This window comes from Pseudomonas sp. 8209, from assembly GCF_028682105.1.
Classification (GTDB): Bacteria; Pseudomonadota; Gammaproteobacteria; order Pseudomonadales; family Pseudomonadaceae; genus Aquipseudomonas; species Aquipseudomonas palmensis.
In genome coordinates, this window is the sequence record NZ_JANIAH010000009.1 from 154,520 (window position 1) to 173,514 (window position 18,995).

Genomic DNA, 18,995 nt, shown 5'->3' on the forward strand with positions numbered 1-18,995 from the left:
TCAAACGTTATAGATATTGGCTTTGTATTTGGCAAGATTCTGTGGCTGCGAGAACCATTCCACCGTCTTTTCCAGACCCTGGCGAATGGAGTACTCAGGCTTGAATCCGGTCAAACCATGAATCTTGGAGTTGTCACACCACAGACGGAAAACCTCGGACTTTTCTGGACGAATGCGCTGATCGTCCGTCAGAAACTCGACGTCACTGCCCATCAGCTCACGGATCAGACTGAGGGTGTCACCAACGGAAATCTCGAAATTGGAACCGATGTTGACGGTTTCACCGATCGCACGCTCGCAACGCGCAAGCTCAAGGAATCCTCGGCAAGTGTCAGCAACATAGTTGAAGTCACGAGTAGGGGTCACGTCGCCCAGCTTGATCTGCTTCTGGCCGGCGGCGATCTGACTGATGATGGTCGGAATAACTGCCCGAGCAGACTGGCGAGGGCCATAGGTATTGAACGGACGAGCGATGGTCAACGGCAGATCAAAGGCATTGAAAAAGCTCATCGCCATCGCATCGGCACCAATTTTTGACGCACTGTAAGGCGATTGTGCCTGAAGCGGATGTTTCTCATCGATCGGCACATACTGTGCGGTACCGTACACTTCGCTTGTGGACGTGTGAATGATGCGCTTGACGCCGTTCTCCAGCGCAGCCTGGCAGATGTTCAGGGTCCCTTTGACATTGGTATCCACGTAGCTGTCAGGGGCAACATACGAGTATGGAATGGCAATCAGTGCCGCTAGGTGAAAGACAATATCCACATCTTTTGTAATGTGCTTGCAATAGTGAGGATCCCTCACGTCGCCGTTAAGCACCTCAATCTGCGAAAGACAGTCAACGTCTTCAAGCCAGCCCCAATAGTTGAATGAGTTATATTGGGAAAGCGCCTTAACCTTATAACCTTCACGCACCAGCAACTCGGTCAAATGCGAGCCGATAAATCCGTCAGCGCCGGTCACCAAAACTGTAGTCATCGTTAAACCCTTAAAGTCTCTTTCCCTGACACTTGCTCAGGGGCGACAAAGATATGAATGTACCATCGAAGAAGCTCGCCAAGGGACCTTGGCGCAGCGACTCAACTGATCGTAAGATGCTGCCTGATCGGCACCCCATGCGACCCGTCGCCCCTGCTTGCTCGAGAGAGCTCAGCGGCCGGGACGTCCAGGGCCATGTCGCCATGCAAGGCTCACCAATAACCCTGCTGCCGCGGCTCCAGCACCAACGCTGCACAAAGCATCAAAAGCGAGCTTTATGCAGCACAAAATTTTCGAACCACTATACACAAAGACAGAACGCTTCTCCATTGCCCCGCTCTGTCAACCTACCCCACGGAGCGGTAGAGGGCTTACGCGAGAGCAATAGGAGCCCTGGATAACCAGACCCTATACCCCGCCCAGTAGCGATGATTGCCTGAGTAACTGTCCAGTTAAAACAACTATCGACCAGGCTCATCCCAACCAACGAAACATTCACCCAAATGGATCACATCGCTTATCAGACCACCCTCGACGCATCACCGATTGCGCACGACACCCAATATCTGGAACTTCCTAACGCAAGAGCGATTACTTCCACCATGGGGTTTTCGCTAGAAGAACCCCACCGAAGCCGAGCAGGCAAAATGCCGCGATGGAGCCTGCGCACTCGAGCCTAGAGACCATCCACGACCTACCGACCACTTTCAGGCAACGAAGGCGCCTGCGTCTTGGCGACCACAGGCACCGCCATTGAAACCTCTTGTGAAAGATGAAGGCGACGCACGACAAGCACATTTCGCATAATCGCCAGAAAAATGCCGAAGACGCCACCTACTACCAAGCCCATCAATATCACTATCAACTTTTTCGGTTGCACTGGCGCCACTGGTACCACCGCAGGCTGATCAATGCTTACCAATCGCATGCTGCTAGCGTCCGCTCCCATACCCTCAAGTCGCGCTCGCTCGGCACGCAACGACTCGATTCCTTTAAGGAACAGCTCGTCATTATCGCGCTTGCGCAATATTTCAACCTCGCGATTATTGGCGAGCACCAAGAGCTGCTTGCGAATCTGTGCAACCTTGGGATCCGAAAAATCGTCCGACTCGCGACGTCGCATTACCTGACGCTCCGCCTCCAGTGCATCTACACCCATGAAGTACAGAGGGATCTGCTGGTTGGTGACCTCGGTTCGATTGATCGTACCGGAGGAATCGCTATTGGCCATGGAAGAAGGCGTTGAAGGCCTCTTCAAACCCAGGGAGCGCGCTATTGTGATGGCCTCATTCAACTGGGCAATACGATCCTCCCTCAGCAACTTGAGCTGGGCACGCAACGCCTTCAACTCATCCTGCAACTGGGCGCGCTTCAGACGATCAGCCTCTAGCAACTCGGCGATTCGCCCCTGCTTCGTAGCATCATAGTTACTGCGTGCAGCAGCCAGCTTCGCATCTACTTCAGCCAGCCGATTGCTGACGATAACCTTTAGGTCGTCAGAAATGTGTCGGCGCTCGTTATCAATTGCGTACTCAATCAATCCGTTGAGCGCGTCAGGGCCATTGATGCCTTGCGGGTAGCGCATCTGCATACTTACGCTTGTGGAGAACGCGGCGGGCTTCTGAACGTCCGTCTGCACCTTCATCTGCAGATCGCGGTTGAACCTCTCGAATGCGTGCGCTGGTGCACCGTAGGCCCCAACAAACTGCTCTTGCAACTGCGGGTTAGCCTGATAGAAGCCAAGGCGGACCTCATAGGAATCCACAGCAGAGGCAACCCGCATCAGTGCCTCATCCGGCGACAGCGAGTAGACACCTGAACGATTCAACGCATCCAGATCATTCAGTGGAACAGAGCGCAGCACTGCACTGGTTTCATACTCTGGCGTGGCTGTAAAAGCGTAAATGGCCCCCAGCGCAGCGAACACCAGCGAGGAAGCGACGATCAATTTTTTCTGCTGCCAGACCACCTGGGCGGTCGCCAGAAAATCAAATTCACCTTGTGCGATGACCGGGGGTATACGGGAAACACTTGTCACATTTAAACCTGCTCTGGCTGATATACACGTACCGTGTCTGACAGACAAGCACCTATACACTACCGGCGAACTCGCCGAATAGAGCCACTGGGCACACTGCCGCGTCAATTTGCATGCATTGTGCCACCTAATCGCGCCGTGCTCCATACAGGACGCGTCAAGCGCCCTTCACCTAGGAGCGTACGCCGCGATTACTCAACCATACATACTTCAACAGTGCCAAGATCATCCCCAAGAATAGACCAACCAAAACACCCAGCAGGATGATCAACGCCTTCTTCGGACTGACCGGCATATCAGGCGATTCGACCCCTCCATCCTGCCGATAGACTTCTACAGTGGCCGGATCGATAGCCAACGACTGATAGAATTCGAAATCAGCCTGTTGCTCACGCAATTTGGATATAAAAGGATCGTCCGAACTCCGCCGCTCCAAATTATTGATTTCCGCCTCCAGCGCCTCGCTTCCCCGCATATAGGTCAGCGCCCCGTCCATATTTGCAGAAAGCTCCTTGGCGATATCTCCACTGATGATCGGCGGTCTTACCAACCCAATGGACTTGGCGATAATCAGCGCCTCCTTGAGTTGCGCAATTCGGTCCTCTCGCTTGTGCGCCCCAGTCTCGCGCGCCAAGGCAATCTGCCGCTCAAGGTTATTTGCCTTGACCATAGCGTCAGCCTTCACATCCTTGAGCACCTCGCTTTTCGCTCGCTCTCCTGCCATTTGCACATAGCGCATCGCCCACTGTGCAGCCAAGTGCGGGTCAGATAGCTTGACAGCAACAGAGTAACGCCCGGGTGACTCGGGATTCACAAGCTCTAACACCAGCACCTTGCTCATCTGGTTATAAAGGTCATCCTGGGAACGCCGCCCCTCTCGCTGAGCCAACCAAGGCAGGTAATTCGATTCGAAAAACTCACGACGCAATGACTCGGACTGCAACACACGCGAGTACACACCCGCAATGTCTTTTACTGACAGCATCATCAACCCCGAGCTACCACCGCGACCGTAGTTGAGATGAGCAATATCATTCTGGGTGGGAGGCTGCACAAACACCTTGGCTTCGTAGATCGGAGTAACCAGCATGCTGTACGCCACAGCAACTGCCCCTACCAGAAGTGTCGTCACGAGAACCAATAGCCTGTGCCGCCACAATCGAGCCATCAGCTCCACAAGATCAATTTCATCATCTCTAATCACTCGCTCACGGTCGCTGGACATTTATTTTGTGGTTCCCTGGGTCCATTTTCTTTTGAAACCAACCATTTAGATTGGAAGGTCAGTAAACGGCAGATGGCAAAATGATGTCATTGACATATAATTCTTTAATAAATCATAGCTTAGTGACGTTTTTGGCAACCTGCCTGGTGACGACGACATTTTCTTTACGCGCATGCGGCACCGATGCAGAGGCATCTGATAAGGCAACATTCAGATAAGTTCCCAGCGCAAAAGCAAAAGCCACAACACTACTTTCACCCACCTGGCTCACATGCCGACGCACAATGGCAATACTTGGGGCAGTACGTAGCCGGCATCGAGATCAGCATGTGCCAGCATAATCTGCTGCAGCATGACGGTTGAAAGCATGATCAATCGCCAGATGAATGCGAGGTAGACAGCGGGCCCGAGCGGCCATCCCGCGGATACCGATGCGCAAACAAAAAGAGAGCAGAAACAGAGAGGAAGGAGGGCTTGATAATAGGCTGAAACGCCATAGAAAGCGCGGTGATGAGGAATCGAGAGTAAAACATGCGCGGCCCATTCCAGGGTATTCAATGGAGCGCCATTACCCCATAAAAGATCGCCGCCGCCACGTGGCATCTTCGCTCAAAAGCTGTAGGAAGATTCTGCATTTTACAGCCAGGTGGGCTGCGTTACCGACTCATACGCCTAGCACGACTTCTGGCACGCACTGCAACATATGCCCCCATCACCGGCCCAACCAGCAACCCACCCACCAAGGCAACCAGCACCACAACCGACAACGGCAACGCCGGCGCAGCCCACCCAAACAGCACCAATGCCACCGACTGCTGGTTCTCCAGCACAAACAGCAGCACCACCGCCGCAACGGCCAGCACCACCAGCGCCAGCACTACACGCTTGAGGTTACGCATGACTTGCTCCTTGCTCAGCGGCCATCATGCGCCCTCCTCCTCATCGTTGACCCGATCACGCAACTCTTTACCGGGCTTGAAATGCGGCACGAACTTGCCGTCCAGACTCACCGACTGCCCCGTCTTCGGGTTACGACCCAGGCGCGGCGCCCGGTAATGCAGCGAGAAGCTGCCAAAGCCGCGGATCTCGATTCGATCCCCTGTAGCCAGGCACTGGGACATCTGCTCAAGCATGGTCTTGATGGCCAGCTCCACATCCTTCGATGAAAGCAGCCCTTGATGGGTGACAATACGTTCGATCAGCTCCGACTTCGTCATATTTTTCCCTTCTTTATCAAGCAGCTAGATCATTGCTTACTCTGTTTGTAGCACGCCCTAGCTGATTTGAACAGGGTGGTTCTTGACTTAATAAAATTTTCAAGATTTGCACACAAAGGTGACAAGTGAGTGCCGCTGCCCGCAGGTGAGGCGGGGCAAGGGATTGGCGCATTTGCTTCGCCCTGACGTGGACGAATCCGCCCTGGCGGAACACAGGAAGGCATGGGACCCCCTGCAGACTCATCCGCAAACAGACATGAATCGCAGGCACAAAAAAGGGCGACCGAAGTCGCCCTTTTTAATGATCAAGCAGAACTCAGTTCTGTTTGGCCATTGCTTCGCGCAGCAGTGCAGCCATGGTGGTATCGGCGGCAGCTTCCGGAGCGGCTTTCAGGCTCTGGATTGCTTCTTTCTCTTCAGCATCGTCTTTCGACTTGATGGAGAGGTTGATTACGCGGCTCTTGCGGTCAACGCTGATGATCTTGGCTTCAACTTCTTCGCCTTCCTTCAGGACGTTACGCGCGTCTTCAACGCGGTCACGGCTGATTTCGGAAGCTTTCAGAGTGGCTTCGATATCGTCGGCCAGGGTGATGATAGCGCCCTTGGCGTCAACTTCTTTAACGATACCTTTTACGATAGCGCCTTTGTCGTTGACAGCAACGTAGTTGGAGAACGGATCGTCTTCCAGCTGCTTGATACCCAGGGAGATACGCTCGCGCTCTGGGTCAACCGACAGGATGACGGTGTCCAGCTCGTCGCCCTTCTTGAAGCGGCGTACGGCTTCTTCGCCCACTTCGTTCCAGGAGATGTCGGACAGGTGAACCAGACCGTCGATGCCGCCGTCCAGACCAATGAAGATACCGAAATCGGTGATCGACTTGATGGTGCCGGAGATCTTGTCGCCCTTGTTGAACTGGCCAGAGAAGTCTTCCCATGGGTTCGACTTGCACTGCTTGATGCCCAGGGAGATACGACGACGCTCTTCGTCGATGTCCAGAACCATGACTTCCACTTCGTCGCCGACTTGTACGACTTTCGAAGGGTGGATGTTCTTGTTGGTCCAGTCCATTTCGGAAACGTGTACCAGGCCTTCCACGCCTTCTTCCAGCTCTGCGAAGCAGCCGTAGTCGGTCAGGTTGGTGACGCGCGCCATGACGCGGGTGCTTTCTGGGTAACGTGCCTTGATAGCAACCCATGGGTCTTCGCCCAGTTGCTTCAGGCCCAGCGAAACGCGGTTACGCTCACGATCGTACTTCAGTACCTTGACGTCGATCTCGTCGCCAACGTTGACGATTTCCGACGGGTGCTTGATACGCTTCCAGGCCATGTCGGTGATGTGCAGCAGGCCATCAACGCCGCCCAGGTCAACGAATGCGCCGTAGTCGGTGAGGTTCTTGACGATACCTTTGACTTGCTGGCCTTCCTGCAGCGATTCCAGCAGAGCTTCGCGCTCGGCGCTGTTTTCGGCTTCCAGGACACTGCGACGGGAAACGACAACGTTGTTGCGCTTCTGGTCCAGCTTGATGACCTTGAATTCCAGCTCTTTGCCTTCGAGGTGGGTGGTGTCACGCACAGGGCGGACATCAACCAGGGAGCCCGGCAGGAACGCACGGATACCGTTAACGTCGACAGTGAAGCCGCCTTTAACCTTACCGTTGATAACGCCCTTGACCACTTCTTCGGCGGCGAAAGCTGCTTCCAGAACAATCCAGCACTCGGCGCGCTTGGCTTTTTCACGGGACAGCTTGGTTTCGCCAAAGCCGTCTTCGACCGCGTCCAGCGCAACGTGAACTTCGTCACCGACCTTGATGGTCAGCTCGCCAGCTTCGTTGTAGAACTGCTCGAGCGGGATGACGCCCTCGGACTTCAGACCGGCGTGGACAGTAACCCAGTCACCGTCGATATCGACAACGATACCGGTGATGATCGCACCTGGTTGAAGGTTGAGGGTTTTCAGGCTTTCTTCAAAGAGTTCTGCAAAGCTTTCGCTCATTTTAATTCCTGTAGATTAGGGCGAGACATACGCCCATCAGCCACATTCCAGACAATGTGGGTTTCGTTCATATAAAGGGAAAGCCTGCAGGACGTTGACTGGTGCCCCTGCATGCCGCCCTGTATCAGGCGATATCGCGAAGTGCGATCTCGCTTCTGATGCGTTGCAACACCTGCTCGATGGACAATTCCGTGGAATCCAGCTGGATTGCATCGGCCGCCGGCTTGAGCGGGGCCACTGCGCGCTGGGTGTCGCGCTCATCACGCGCACGTATCTCATCTAGCAGACTCGACAGACTAACATCATCGCCCTTGCCCTTCAACTGCAAGTAACGACGACGCGCCCGCTCCTCGGCGCTGGCCGTGAGGAAAATCTTCAAGGGCGCGTCTGGAAACACCACCGTCCCCATGTCGCGCCCATCGGCGATCAGGCCGGGCGACTCCTGAAACGCCCGCTGGCGCTGCAGCAGCGCATCACGCACCGCCGGCAGCGAAGCCACCATCGATGCGCCAGCGCCCACGGTTTCGGTACGGATCACATTGCTCACATCATCCCCCTCGAGGATGATCTGCTGCAACTTGCCCGGCTCGGCGGCGATGAACTGCACGTCCAGATGGGCGGCCAGCTTGACCAGCAGCTCTTCATTGGTCAGGTCGACACCGTGGTTGCCGGCGGCGAATGCCAGGAGGCGGTACAGAGCCCCGGAATCCAGCAGCTTCCAGCCCAGCTCGCGGGCCAGCATGCCGGCAACGGTACCCTTGCCAGAACCGCTAGGCCCGTCGATGGTGATGACCGGTGCCAGCGCGTTCACGACTTGCCCTCTTCAGCTACGCGGATGCCGACTTCGGCACACAGCGCGAGGAAGTTGGGGAACGAGGTGGCGACGTTGGCACAGTCATGGATGCGAATCGGCGCGCAAGCGCGCAGCGAGGCGACGCTGAAGGCCATGGAGATACGGTGGTCGCCATGCCCATGCACTTCGCCGCCACCGATGCTGCCGCCGTCGATGATGATGCCGTCCGGGGTAGGTTCGCACTTCACGCCCAGCGCCAGCAGGCCGTCGGCCATGACCTGGATGCGATCCGACTCCTTCACCCGCAGCTCTTCGGCGCCGCGCAGCACGGTACGCCCTTCGGCACAGGCCGCAGCCACGAACAGCACCGGGAACTCGTCGATCGCCAGGGGCACCAGGTGCTCCGGAATCTCGATACCCTTGAGCCTGGCGCCGCGCACTCGCAGGTCGGCTACCGGCTCGCCGCCGACTTCACGCTGGTTTTCCAGGGTGATATCGCCGCCCATCAGTTGCAGAATGTCGATGACACCGGTGCGGGTCGGGTTGATGCCGACGTGCTCCAGTACCAGCTCCGAACCCTCGGCAATCGAGGCCGCGACCAGGAAGAAGGCCGCCGAGGAGATATCGGCCGGCACCTCGATGTGGGTGGCGGTCAGCTTGCCACCGGACTCCAGCGAGGCGGTAGGGCCATCGACGCTCACGCTGTAGCCAAAACCGCGCAGCATGCGCTCGGTATGGTCACGGGTAGGCGCAGGCTCGGTGACGGTAGTCTTGCCCTGGGCATACAGGCCGGCCAGCAACAGGCAGGATTTGACCTGGGCACTGGCCATCGGCAGTTTGTAATCCAGCGCCTTGAGCGTATGGCCACCGCGGATGGTCATCGGCGGGCGGCCCTCGGCGGCGGTCTCGATGACCGCACCCATTTCGCGCAGCGGGTTGGCCACACGGTTCATCGGGCGCTTGGACAGCGAAGCATCGCCGGTCAGCACGGTGTCGAACGGCTGCGCGGCCAGCAGGCCGGACAGCAGGCGCATCGAGGTACCCGAGTTGCCCAGGTAGATCGGGCCAGGCGGCGGCTTGAGGCCATTGAGCCCCACCCCGTGAATGGTCACGCGACCATGGTGCGGGCCTTCGATGACCACGCCCATGTCGCGGAACGCCTGCAGGGTCGCCAGCGCATCCTCACCCTCGAGGAAGCCTTCCACCTCGGTGGTGCCTTCGGCCAGGGAGCCGAGCATGATCGAGCGGTGAGAAATCGATTTGTCGCCTGGTACGCGAATACGGCCGGACAGGCGGCCACCAGGTTGTGCCAGGAAAATCAGGTCGTTGGAGTTCATAGCGTCCACATAGGCCCGACGGGCCAGGATTTTACTGAAATGCTCGCGGGCAACCCGGGCGCGGGTGAAAACGCCCAGCAGCTGGTGCCCATCCCCTGCATCGACCGCGTCGCGCAAGGCGTCGAGGTCGCTGCGAAATGTATCCAGTGTGCGCAGGACAGCCTCGCGATTGGCGAGGAAGATGTCATGCCACATGACCGGGTCGCTTCCGGCGATTCTTGTGAAATCGCGGAACCCACCGGCAGCGTAACGGAAGATATCGAGGTTTTCATTGCGCTTGGCCAGCGAATCGACCAGGCCGAAAGCCAGCAGATGCGGCAGATGACTGGTTGCCGCCAGCACTTCGTCGTGGCGCTCCACCTGCATGTGCTCGACATCGGCATCCAGTGCACGCCACAGGCGATCGACCAGCGCCAGGGCGGCCGGGTCGGTTTCTGCCAGCGGCGTGAGAATCACCTTGTGACGACGGAACAGGGCGGCATTGGAGGCCTCCACCCCACTCTGCTCGGAACCCGCGATCGGATGGCCAGGTACGAAACGCGGCAGCTTCTCGGCAAAGGCTTCGCGCGCAGCACGCACCACGTTGCCCTTGGCGCTGCCCACATCAGTCAGCACCGCCGCACCCAGGTCAAGCTGCGCCAGGCGCGCCAGGAGCTTTTCCATGGCCAGGATCGGCACCGCCAGCTGGATCACGTCAGCCCCGACACAGGCCGCAGCCAGGTCCTCTTCACAACGGTCGACCACACCCAGCTCGACCGCCAGCTTGCGCGATTGCGGGTCCAGGTCGACACCGACCACCTCGCGGCACAGGCCACTTTCACGCAGGCCCTTGGCGAACGAGCCGCCAATCAGGCCCAGGCCCACCACCACCAGCCGGCCAATGACGGGCCCGCCTTGCTTTACGACTTCAACCACGGAGCAGGACCCTGTTCAGAACATCACGCATTGGCATACCTCAGAGCACCGCCTTCGGATACGAGCCCAGTACCTTCAGGGCCACCGCCTCCTGGCTGATCTGCTCCAGCACCGCCTTGATCAACGGGTCACGATGGTGGCCGACGAAGTCGATGAAGAACACGTAGGTCCACTTGCCGCTGCGCGACGGACGGGTCTCGATGCGGGTCAGGTCGATGCCGTTCTCATGGAACGGTACCAGCAGTTCGTGCAACGCACCCGGCTTGTTGCTCATCGAAACGATGATCGAGGTCTTGTCATCACCGGTCGGTGGCACTTCCTGGTTGCCGATCATCAGGAAGCGCGTGGCATTGTCCGGACGGTCTTCGATTTTCTCCGCCAGGCGTGTCAGACCGTACAGGCCAGCCGCCATGTCACCAGCGATCGCCGCCGAATTCCACTCGCCCTTGACCCGCTTGGCAGCTTCGGCATTGCTCGATACCGCCACCCGCTCGACGTTCGGATAATGAGCATCCAGCCACTTGCGGCACTGGGCCAGCGACTGGGCGTGGGAGTAGATACGGCTGATGCTGTCGGTCTTGGTATTCTCGCCCACCAGCAGGTGGTGGTGAATGCGCAGCTCGACTTCGCCGCAGATCACCATGTCGTGCTCAAGGAAGCTGTCCAGGGTGTGGTTGACCGCACCTTCGGTGGAGTTTTCCACAGGCACCACGCCGAAATTGACCGCGCCGGCGACCACTTCGCGGAATACCTCGTCGATGGCCGCCATCGGCTTGCTGATCACGGCATGGCCGAAGTGCTTCATGGCCGCGGCCTGGGTAAAGGTGCCCTCAGGCCCCAGGTAGGCGACCTTGAGCGGTTGCTCCAGGGCCAGGCACGACGACATGATTTCACGGAACAGCCGGGCCATTTCCTCGTTGCCCAGCGGGCCCTTGTTGCGCTCCATCACGCGCTTGAGCACCTGCGCCTCGCGCTCGGGCCGGTAGAACACCGGCACCTCGCCTTCTGCCAGGGTCGCAGTCTTGACCCGGGCGACTTCCTGGGCGCAGCGCGCACGGTCGCTGATCAACTCGAGGATCTTCTCGTCGAGGCTGTCGATGCGCACGCGCAGGGCCTTGAGTTCCTGTTCGGACATCAGGCGTGTTCCTTCTCGAATTCACCCATGTAGGCCACCAGTGCCTCCACGGCATCCAGGCCCAGGGCGTTGTAGATCGAGGCACGCATGCCGCCCACCGAACGGTGACCCTTGAGGTTGAGCAGGCCACGCTCGTCGGCGCCCGCCAGGAACGCCTTGTCCAGGCGCTCGTCGGCCAGGCGGAACGGCACGTTCATCCAGGAACGGGCATTGCTGCTGATCGGGTTGGTATAGAAGTCGCTCTTGTCGATGAAGCCGTACAGGCGGTCCTTCTTGGCGCGGTTGCGCTGCTCCATGGCAGCGACACCGCCCTGCTCCTTGAGCCACTCGAACACCAGGCCCGAGAGGTACCAGGAATAGGTTGCCGGGGTGTTGTACATCGAGCCGTTGTCGGCCGCGACCTTGTAGTCGAGCATGGTCGGGCAGCTGCTGCGGGCACGGCCCAGCAGGTCTTCACGCACGATCACCACCACCAGGCCGCTGGGGCCGATGTTCTTCTGCGCACCGGCGTAGATCAGACCGAACTGCGACACGTCGACCGGACGCGAGAGGATGTCCGAGGACATGTCCACCACCAGCGGCACGTCACCGGTCTGCGGCACCCAGTCGAACTCCAGACCACCGATGGTCTCGTTCGAGGCGTAATGCAGGTAGGCGGCGTCCTTGGTCAGGTTCCACTCGTTCTGACCCGGGATGGCCAGGTAATCGTAAGGCTTGGCGCTGGCGGCGACATTGATGTTGCCGTAGCGACGCGCTTCCTCGATCGCCTTTTTCGACCAGATGCCGGTCTCGATGTAGTCGGCCGTACCGCCCTCGGGCAGCAGGTTCAACGGGATCTCGGCAAACTGCTGGCTGGCGCCGCCCTGCAGGAACAGCACCTTGTAGTTGGAGGGGATGGACATCAGGTCGCGCAGGTCCTGCTCGGCCTTCTCGGCAATGGCCACGTAGTCGTCGCTACGGTGGCTCATCTCCATGACCGACAGGCCTTTGCCGCGCCAGTTCAGCATTTCTGCCTGGGCACGCTGCAGCACAGCTTCAGGAAGCGCAGCAGGGCCTGCGCAGAAGTTAAAGGCTCGTTTGCTCACATCCACTCTCGCTCTGCTCTTGATGTCTGTGGGAGCAGACACCGCAGTGGCGGGCCTGCCCGCCCCCACAGCCGCTCCCATAGGTTGCGCTACTACAATTTATTCCTGCGGCGTCTCTTCGTCAGCTGCAGCGTCCAGTGGCGACCCTTCGCCGGCGTCCACGTCAGCCTCGGCATCCGCCACGAAGTCTTCGTCGTCTTCCTCGTCGGACGGCTCCTGCACCCGCTCCAGACCCACCAGGGTCTCGTCGCTGGCCAGCTTGATGAGCGTCACGCCCTGGGTATTGCGGCCCAGGCTGGAGACTTCGCCGACACGGGTACGCACCAGGGTGCCCTGGTCAGAAATCAGCATGATCTCCTCGCCTTCCTGCACCTGTACCGCACCGACCAGACGGCCGTTGCGATCGTTGCTGACCATGGCAATGACGCCCTGGCCACCACGCTTGTACTCGGGGAACTCGGCGATGGCGGTACGCTTGCCGAAACCACGCTCGGAAGCGGTGAGGATCTGGCTGCCTTCTTCGGGGATGATCATCGAAATCAGCTTCTGCCCCTCGGCCAGGCGCATGCCGCGCACACCGCGGGCGGTACGCCCCATGGCACGCACGTCGGACTCCTTGAAGCGGGTGACCTTGCCGGCATCGGAGAACAGCATGACCTCGCGCTCACCATCGGTGATGGAGGCGGAAATCAGGATGTCGCCTTCGTCCAGCTCCAGCGCGATCAGGCCGACACTGCGCTGACGACTGAACTGCTCCAGCGGGGTCTTCTTCACGGTGCCGTTGGCGGTGGCCATGAAGATGAAGTGACCTTCGGTGTATTCCTCCACCGGCAGCATGGTGGTGATGACCTCGCCCTCGCCCAGCGGCAGCAGGTTCACCAGCGGACGGCCACGTGCGGCACGCGACGCCTCGGGGATTTCGTAGGTCTTGAGCCAGTACACCTTGCCCTTGCTGGAGAACAGCAGCAGCGTAGTGTGGCTGTTGGCGACCAGCAGGTGCGAGATGTAGTCCTCGTCCTTGACGCCGGTGGCCGACTTGCCCTTGCCGCCACGGCGCTGGGCCTGGTAGGCCGCCAGCGGCTGGGTCTTGGCGTAGCCGCCGTGGGAGATGGTCACCACGCGGTCTTCTTCCGGGATCATGTCACCCAGGGTCAGGTCCAGGCGTGCATCGAGAATCTCGGTGCGGCGCACGTCGCCATATTCGGCGCGGATCAGCTCCAGCTCTTCGCGGATCACTTCCATCAAGCGCTCGGCGTTGTTCAGGATGCGAATCAGCTCGCCGATCTGCTTGAGAATCTCCTGGTACTCGGCCAGCAGCTTCTCGTGCTCCAGGCCGGTCAGGCGGTGCAGGCGCAGGTCCAGGATGGCCTGGGCCTGTTCGGGCGAAAGGTAGTACTTGCCATCACGCAGGCCGTACTGCTCGTCGAGGGTTTCCGGGCGGCAGGAATCGGCGCCGGCGCGCTCGACCATCACCTGCACGGCGCTGGACTCCCACGGCGTGCCGATCAGCGCTTCCTTGGCCTCGGACGGCGTCGGCGAAGCCTTGATCAGGGCGATGACCGGGTCGATGTTGGACAGTGCGACCGCCTGGCCCTCGAGGATATGACCGCGTTCACGGGCCTTGCGCAGCTCGAACACGGTACGGCGGGTGACCACCTCGCGGCGGTGACGCACGAACGCCTCGAGCAGGTCCTTGAGGTTCAGCACCCGCGGACGGCCGTCGATCAGCGCCACGATGTTGATGCCGAACACGGCCTGCAGCTGGGTCTGGGCATAGAGGTTGTTGAGAATCACCTCCGGCACTTCGCCACGGCGCAGCTCGATGACGATGCGCATGCCGTCCTTGTCGGACTCGTCGCGCAGCTCGGTGATGCCCTCGAGTTTCTTTTCCTTGACCAGCTCGGCGATCTTCTCGATCAGCCGCGCCTTGTTCAGCTGGTACGGCAGCTCGGTGATCACGATCTGCTGGCGGCCACCGACCTTGTCGATGTCCTCGACCGTCGAGCGGGCACGCATGTAGATGCGCCCGCGACCGGTGCGGTAGGCCTCGATGATGCCCTGGCGACCGTTGATGATCGCGGCAGTCGGGAAGTCCGGCCCCGGGATGAACTGCATCAGCTCATCGACCGTGATGTCGGCGTTGTCGATCAGCGCCAGGCAACCGTCGATGACTTCACCGAGGTTGTGCGGCGGAATGTTGGTCGCCATGCCCACGGCAATACCGCTGGAGCCGTTGACCAGCAGGTTCGGGATCTTGGTCGGCATGACCGCCGGAATCTGCTCGGTGCCGTCGTAGTTGGGCACCCAGTCGACGGTTTCCTTGTGCAGGTCTGCCAGCAGCTCGTGCGCCAGCTTGGTCATGCGCACTTCGGTGTATCGCATGGCCGCGGCATTGTCGCCGTCCACCGAACCGAAGTTGCCCTGGCCGTCCACCAGCAGGTAGCGCAGCGAGAACGGCTGGGCCATACGGACGATGGTGTCGTAGACCGCGGTATCACCGTGGGGGTGATACTTACCGATCACGTCACCGACCACACGGGCGGATTTCTTGTACGGTTTGTTCCAGTCGTTACCCAGTTCACTCATCGCAAACAGAACGCGGCGATGCACGGGCTTCAAGCCATCACGCGCATCGGGCAGTGCACGCCCGACAATGACGCTCATCGCGTAGTCGAGGTAGGACTGTCTCAGTTCGTCTTCGATATTGACCGGTAGGATTTCTTTGGCCAGTTCGCCCATGAGAAGCCTGATTCCTTTTTCTGGTGAAACCTCGTCACATCCATATGGGACGAACGAAGCTCGCCGCTGCAAGCAGATGACCGGCAGCGACTTACGACAAATCAACGAGTTATGCCATGGATCTGCGCAGTAAAGACCGCCTCGGGAGGCGGTCTTGGAAACCGTCGGATGTTACCACAGTCCCGATAGGCTTGGGAGTATGGCAAACCGCCGCCCGATCTGAGGCCGGCTTGCCGGCAAAGGGCGCGGCGCGGACTTCAATGCAACCGCTTGCGGCACATCAACTGCGCCATCTTGGCCGCGTCCGGACGCTCGACAATGCCCTTTTCGGTCACGATCACGTCGATCAGGTCTGCCGGCGTCACATCGAACACCGGATTGAAGGCCTCTACCCCGGCCCCGACCCGTTCGCCGCCCACCTCCAGCAGCTCGCTGACATCCCGCTCCTCGAGCATCACCTCCTCGCCACTGGCCAGGTTGAGGTCGATGCTCGAACTGGGCGCCACCACCATGAAGCGAACCCCATGGTGCATGGCATTGACCGCCAGCTGGTAGGTGCCGATCTTGCTGACCACGTCGCCATTGGCAGTGATGCGGTCGGCGCCGACGATCACCCAGGTGATGCCCTTGGTCTTCATCAGGTGCGCGGCGGCGGAATCGACGCCGATGGTCACCGGCACCCCTTCACCGGCAAGCTCCCAGGCGGTCAGCCGCGACCCTTGCAGCCAGGGCCGGGTCTCGGCCACGTACACCCGCTCCACCATGCCTTCCAGGTACGCGGCGCGAATCACCCCCAGCGCAGTGCCGAACCCGCCCGTGGCCAGCGCGCCGGCATTGCAGTGGGTGAGGATGGCCTGCTCGCTGCCCTGATGCCTGCGAATCAGCTCGGCGCCCAGCTGGGCCATGGTCAGGTTGGCTTCACGGTCGCTCTCGTGAATGGCCTCGGCTTCGGCCAGCATGATCGCCAGCACGTCATCCCCGGCCTTGATCCGCAACAGCCGCTCGCGCATGCGGTTCAGTGCCCAGAACAGGTTGACGGCGGTGGGACGGGCTTCGCCAAGCAGCTCGAAGTCCTCTTCCAGAGCCATTTCCCAGTCATCGCCATCCGCCAGGCGCTGGCGCAGCGCCAGCACCAGGCCATAGGCCGCACTGATGCCGATGGCCGGGGCGCCGCGCACCACCATGGTGCGGATGGCCTCGGCCACCCCGACGGCATCGGTATACGCCAGCCAGCGCTGCTCGAACGGCAGCGCACGCTGGTCGAGCAGATACAGGGCACCATCCCGCCAATCGATGGCCGTCACCTTCTCCGCAGCCAACAGTCGATCGCGCATGCCTCACCCCGTCATTCGGACATCAAAAGCGCACGATTATAACGAGCCCCAGCCGCGGACGCTCGGGTATACTTCGCCCCCACCTTCCGCGATACCGGGATTTTCGCACATGCCCAAGCCTGCCCCTCCCCTCGACCTGTTGCTCCTGCCCTCGTGGCTGGTGCCCGTCGAACCGGCCGGGGTGGTTCTCAAGGGCCACGGCATCGGTATCCGCGACGGCCTGATCGCCTTCATCGGCCCGCGCGAAGACGCCCTGCGCCTGCAGGCCACCGAGGTGCGCGAGCTGCCCGGCTGCCTGCTCGCCCCCGGCCTGATCAACGCCCACGGCCACGCCGCGATGACGCTGTTTCGCGGCCTGGCCGACGACTTGCCGCTGATGACCTGGCTGCAGGAGCACATCTGGCCCGCCGAAGCCCGCTGGGTCGATGAAGCCTTCGTGCGTGACGGCACCAACCTGGCCATTGCCGAACAGCTCAAGGGTGGCATCACCTGCTTCTCGGACATGTACTTCTTCCCCAAGATCGCCAGCGAATGCGTGCACGACAGCGGCATGCGCGCGCAGATCGCAGTGCCGTTGCTGGACTTCCCGATTCCCGGCGCCCGCACCTTCGACGAAGGCCTGCACCTGGGCGTGGAGCTGTTCGGCGACCTGCGCCACCATCCGCGCATCACCGTGGCCCTGGGCCCGCACGCACCGTACACGGTCAGCGACGCCAACCTGGAAAAGGTCCGGGTGATCGCCGAAGAGCTGGACGCGCCGGTGCACATGCACCTGCACGAGACCGCCTTCGAGGTGCAGCAGTCCATCGACCAGTGCGGCGAGCGGCCATTGGCGCGCCTGGCACGCATCGGCCTGTTGGGCCCGCGCCTGCAGGCCGTGCACATGACCCAGGTCAGCGACGACGACCTGGCCCTGCTGGTAGAAAGCAACACCAGCGTGGTGCACTGCCCTGAATCCAACCTCAAGCTGGCCAGCGGCTTCTGCCCGGTGGAACGCCTGTGGCAGGCTGGCGTCAACGTAGCCATAGGCACCGATGGCGCCGCCAGCAACAACGACCTCGACCTGCTGGGCGAAACCCGTACCGCGGCCCTGCTGGCCAAGGCCGTGTCAGGTTCGGCCAGCGCCCTGGATGCCCATCGCGCATTGCGCATGGCAACCCTCAACGGCGCCCGCGCCCTGGGCCTGGAGGCCGTAACCGGCTCGCTGGAGCTGGGCAAGGCTGCCGACCTGGTGGCATTCGATCTGTCGGGCCTGGCCCAGCAGCCGATCTACGACCCGGTCTCGCAACTGGTGTATGCCAGCGGGCGGGACTGCGCAAGACACGTCTGGGTGGCCGGCCGGCAACTGCTCGATGAGCGCCGCCTCACCCGGCTCGACGAACAGGCCCTGCATGCCAGCGCCTGTGGCTGGGGCCAGCGTATCGGCGGCCAGCACGAATAACCCGTCGGCAGCCACGGCTGCCGACCTGTAGCGAATTATCAAAGTTTCTGAGGACCGTTCCATGAGCAACGTCGACCACGCCGAAATCGCCAAATTCGAAGCCCTGGCCCACCGCTGGTGGGACCGCGAAAGCGAATTCAAGCCACTGCACGACATCAATCCGCTGCGGGTCAACTGGGTCGACGAGCGGGTCAAGCTGGCCGGCAAGAAAGTGCTCGACGTCGGTTGCGGCGGCGGCATTCTCAGCGAGGCCATGGCCCTGCGGGGTGCCACCGTCACCGGCATCGACATGGGTGAAGCGCCGCTGGCCGTCGCCCGCCTGCACCAGCTGGAGTCCGGCGTCGAGGTGGAATACCGGCAGATCACCGCCGAAGCCCTGGCCGAGGAAATGCCCGAGCAGTTCGACGTGGTCACCTGCCTGGAGATGCTCGAGCACGTACCCGACCCCTCCTCGGTGATCCGCGCCTGCTACCGCATGGTCAAGCCCGGCGGCCAGGTATTCTTCTCCACCATCAACCGCAACCCCAAGGCCTACCTGTTCGCCATCATCGGTGCGGAATACATCATGAAGCTGCTGCCGCGCGGCACCCATGACTTCAAGAAATTCATCCGACCGTCCGAACTGGGCGCCTGGAGCCGCGAAGCGGGCCTGAGCGTCAAGGACATCATCGGCCTGACCTACAACCCGCTGACCAAGCACTACAAACTGGCCAGCGACGTCGACGTCAACTACATGATCCAGACCCTGCGCGAGGAATGAGC

At 60.4% G+C, this 18,995-nt stretch carries 15 protein-coding genes; 2 read left to right on the plus strand and 13 right to left on the minus strand.

What is annotated here, in order from left to right:
• From NP552_RS20240 to mtnA, 13 genes are all read right to left on the minus strand, one after another.
• Positions 1 to 981 carry an NAD-dependent 4,6-dehydratase LegB gene (locus tag NP552_RS20240; protein ID WP_043862684.1) on the minus strand — a complete coding sequence of 327 codons (981 nt, stop codon included), beginning with the start codon at positions 979 to 981 and terminating at the stop codon, positions 1 to 3.
• Positions 982 to 1,675: 694 nt separating this feature from the next.
• Positions 1,676 to 3,019, minus strand: coding sequence for a Wzz/FepE/Etk N-terminal domain-containing protein (locus NP552_RS20245; protein WP_258659562.1), 1,344 nt, complete (start codon positions 3,017 to 3,019; stop codon positions 1,676 to 1,678).
• Positions 3,020 to 3,191: 172 nt separating this feature from the next.
• The gene (locus NP552_RS20250; protein ID WP_274097087.1) at positions 3,192 to 4,244 is read right to left on the minus strand and encodes a Wzz/FepE/Etk N-terminal domain-containing protein; all 1,053 of its coding nucleotides are present in this window, start codon (positions 4,242 to 4,244) and stop codon (positions 3,192 to 3,194) included.
• Between the two features lie 267 nt (positions 4,245 to 4,511).
• Positions 4,512 to 4,802 carry a hypothetical protein gene (locus NP552_RS20255; RefSeq protein WP_274097088.1) on the minus strand — a complete coding sequence of 97 codons (291 nt, stop codon included), beginning with the start codon at positions 4,800 to 4,802 and terminating at the stop codon, positions 4,512 to 4,514.
• Positions 4,803 to 4,900: 98 nt separating this feature from the next.
• A complete protein-coding gene (locus NP552_RS20260; protein ID WP_043862682.1) occupies positions 4,901 to 5,143 on the minus strand; it encodes a lipopolysaccharide assembly protein LapA domain-containing protein in 243 nt (80 codons plus the stop codon).
• A 24-nt stretch (positions 5,144 to 5,167) separates the two neighbouring features.
• Positions 5,168 to 5,461: an integration host factor subunit beta gene (ihfB, locus tag NP552_RS20265; protein ID WP_043862681.1), complete on the minus strand. Its 294-nt coding sequence runs from the start codon at positions 5,459 to 5,461 to the stop codon at positions 5,168 to 5,170.
• Positions 5,462 to 5,777: 316 nt separating this feature from the next.
• The gene (gene rpsA / locus NP552_RS20270) at positions 5,778 to 7,454 is read right to left on the minus strand and encodes a 30S ribosomal protein S1 (protein ID WP_043862680.1); all 1,677 of its coding nucleotides are present in this window, start codon (positions 7,452 to 7,454) and stop codon (positions 5,778 to 5,780) included.
• Between the two features lie 124 nt (positions 7,455 to 7,578).
• Entirely contained in the window at positions 7,579 to 8,265 is a 687-nt protein-coding gene (cmk, locus tag NP552_RS20275) for a (d)CMP kinase (protein WP_043862679.1), read from the minus strand.
• Complete coding sequence (locus NP552_RS20280) at positions 8,262 to 10,499, minus strand: bifunctional prephenate dehydrogenase/3-phosphoshikimate 1-carboxyvinyltransferase (protein ID WP_043862678.1); 2,238 nt, start codon at positions 10,497 to 10,499, stop codon at positions 8,262 to 8,264. The genes cmk and NP552_RS20280 overlap by 4 nt, the downstream gene beginning before the upstream one ends.
• Positions 10,500 to 10,539: 40 nt before the next feature.
• Positions 10,540 to 11,634: a prephenate dehydratase gene (gene pheA / locus NP552_RS20285; RefSeq protein ID WP_043862677.1), complete on the minus strand. Its 1,095-nt coding sequence runs from the start codon at positions 11,632 to 11,634 to the stop codon at positions 10,540 to 10,542.
• Positions 11,634 to 12,719, minus strand: coding sequence for a 3-phosphoserine/phosphohydroxythreonine transaminase (serC, locus tag NP552_RS20290; RefSeq protein ID WP_043862751.1), 1,086 nt, complete (start codon positions 12,717 to 12,719; stop codon positions 11,634 to 11,636). Before serC ends, pheA begins: the two co-directional genes overlap by 1 nt.
• A 99-nt stretch (positions 12,720 to 12,818) precedes the next feature.
• A complete protein-coding gene (gyrA, locus tag NP552_RS20295; protein ID WP_054915857.1) occupies positions 12,819 to 15,458 on the minus strand; it encodes a DNA gyrase subunit A in 2,640 nt (879 codons plus the stop codon).
• Positions 15,459 to 15,715: 257 nt separating this feature from the next.
• Entirely contained in the window at positions 15,716 to 16,792 is a 1,077-nt protein-coding gene (gene mtnA, locus NP552_RS20300) for an S-methyl-5-thioribose-1-phosphate isomerase (protein WP_078479774.1), read from the minus strand.
• Between the two features lie 109 nt (positions 16,793 to 16,901).
• On the opposite strand from mtnA, the gene NP552_RS20305 reads away from it, so the two are divergent.
• Both NP552_RS20305 and ubiG read left to right on the plus strand, forming a co-directional pair.
• The gene (locus tag NP552_RS20305) at positions 16,902 to 18,233 is read left to right on the plus strand and encodes a TRZ/ATZ family hydrolase (protein WP_254996388.1); all 1,332 of its coding nucleotides are present in this window, start codon (positions 16,902 to 16,904) and stop codon (positions 18,231 to 18,233) included.
• Positions 18,234 to 18,294: 61 nt separating this feature from the next.
• Entirely contained in the window at positions 18,295 to 18,993 is a 699-nt protein-coding gene (gene ubiG, locus NP552_RS20310; protein ID WP_043862673.1) for a bifunctional 2-polyprenyl-6-hydroxyphenol methylase/3-demethylubiquinol 3-O-methyltransferase UbiG, read from the plus strand.
• The last annotated feature ends 2 nt before the right edge of the window (positions 18,994 to 18,995 follow it).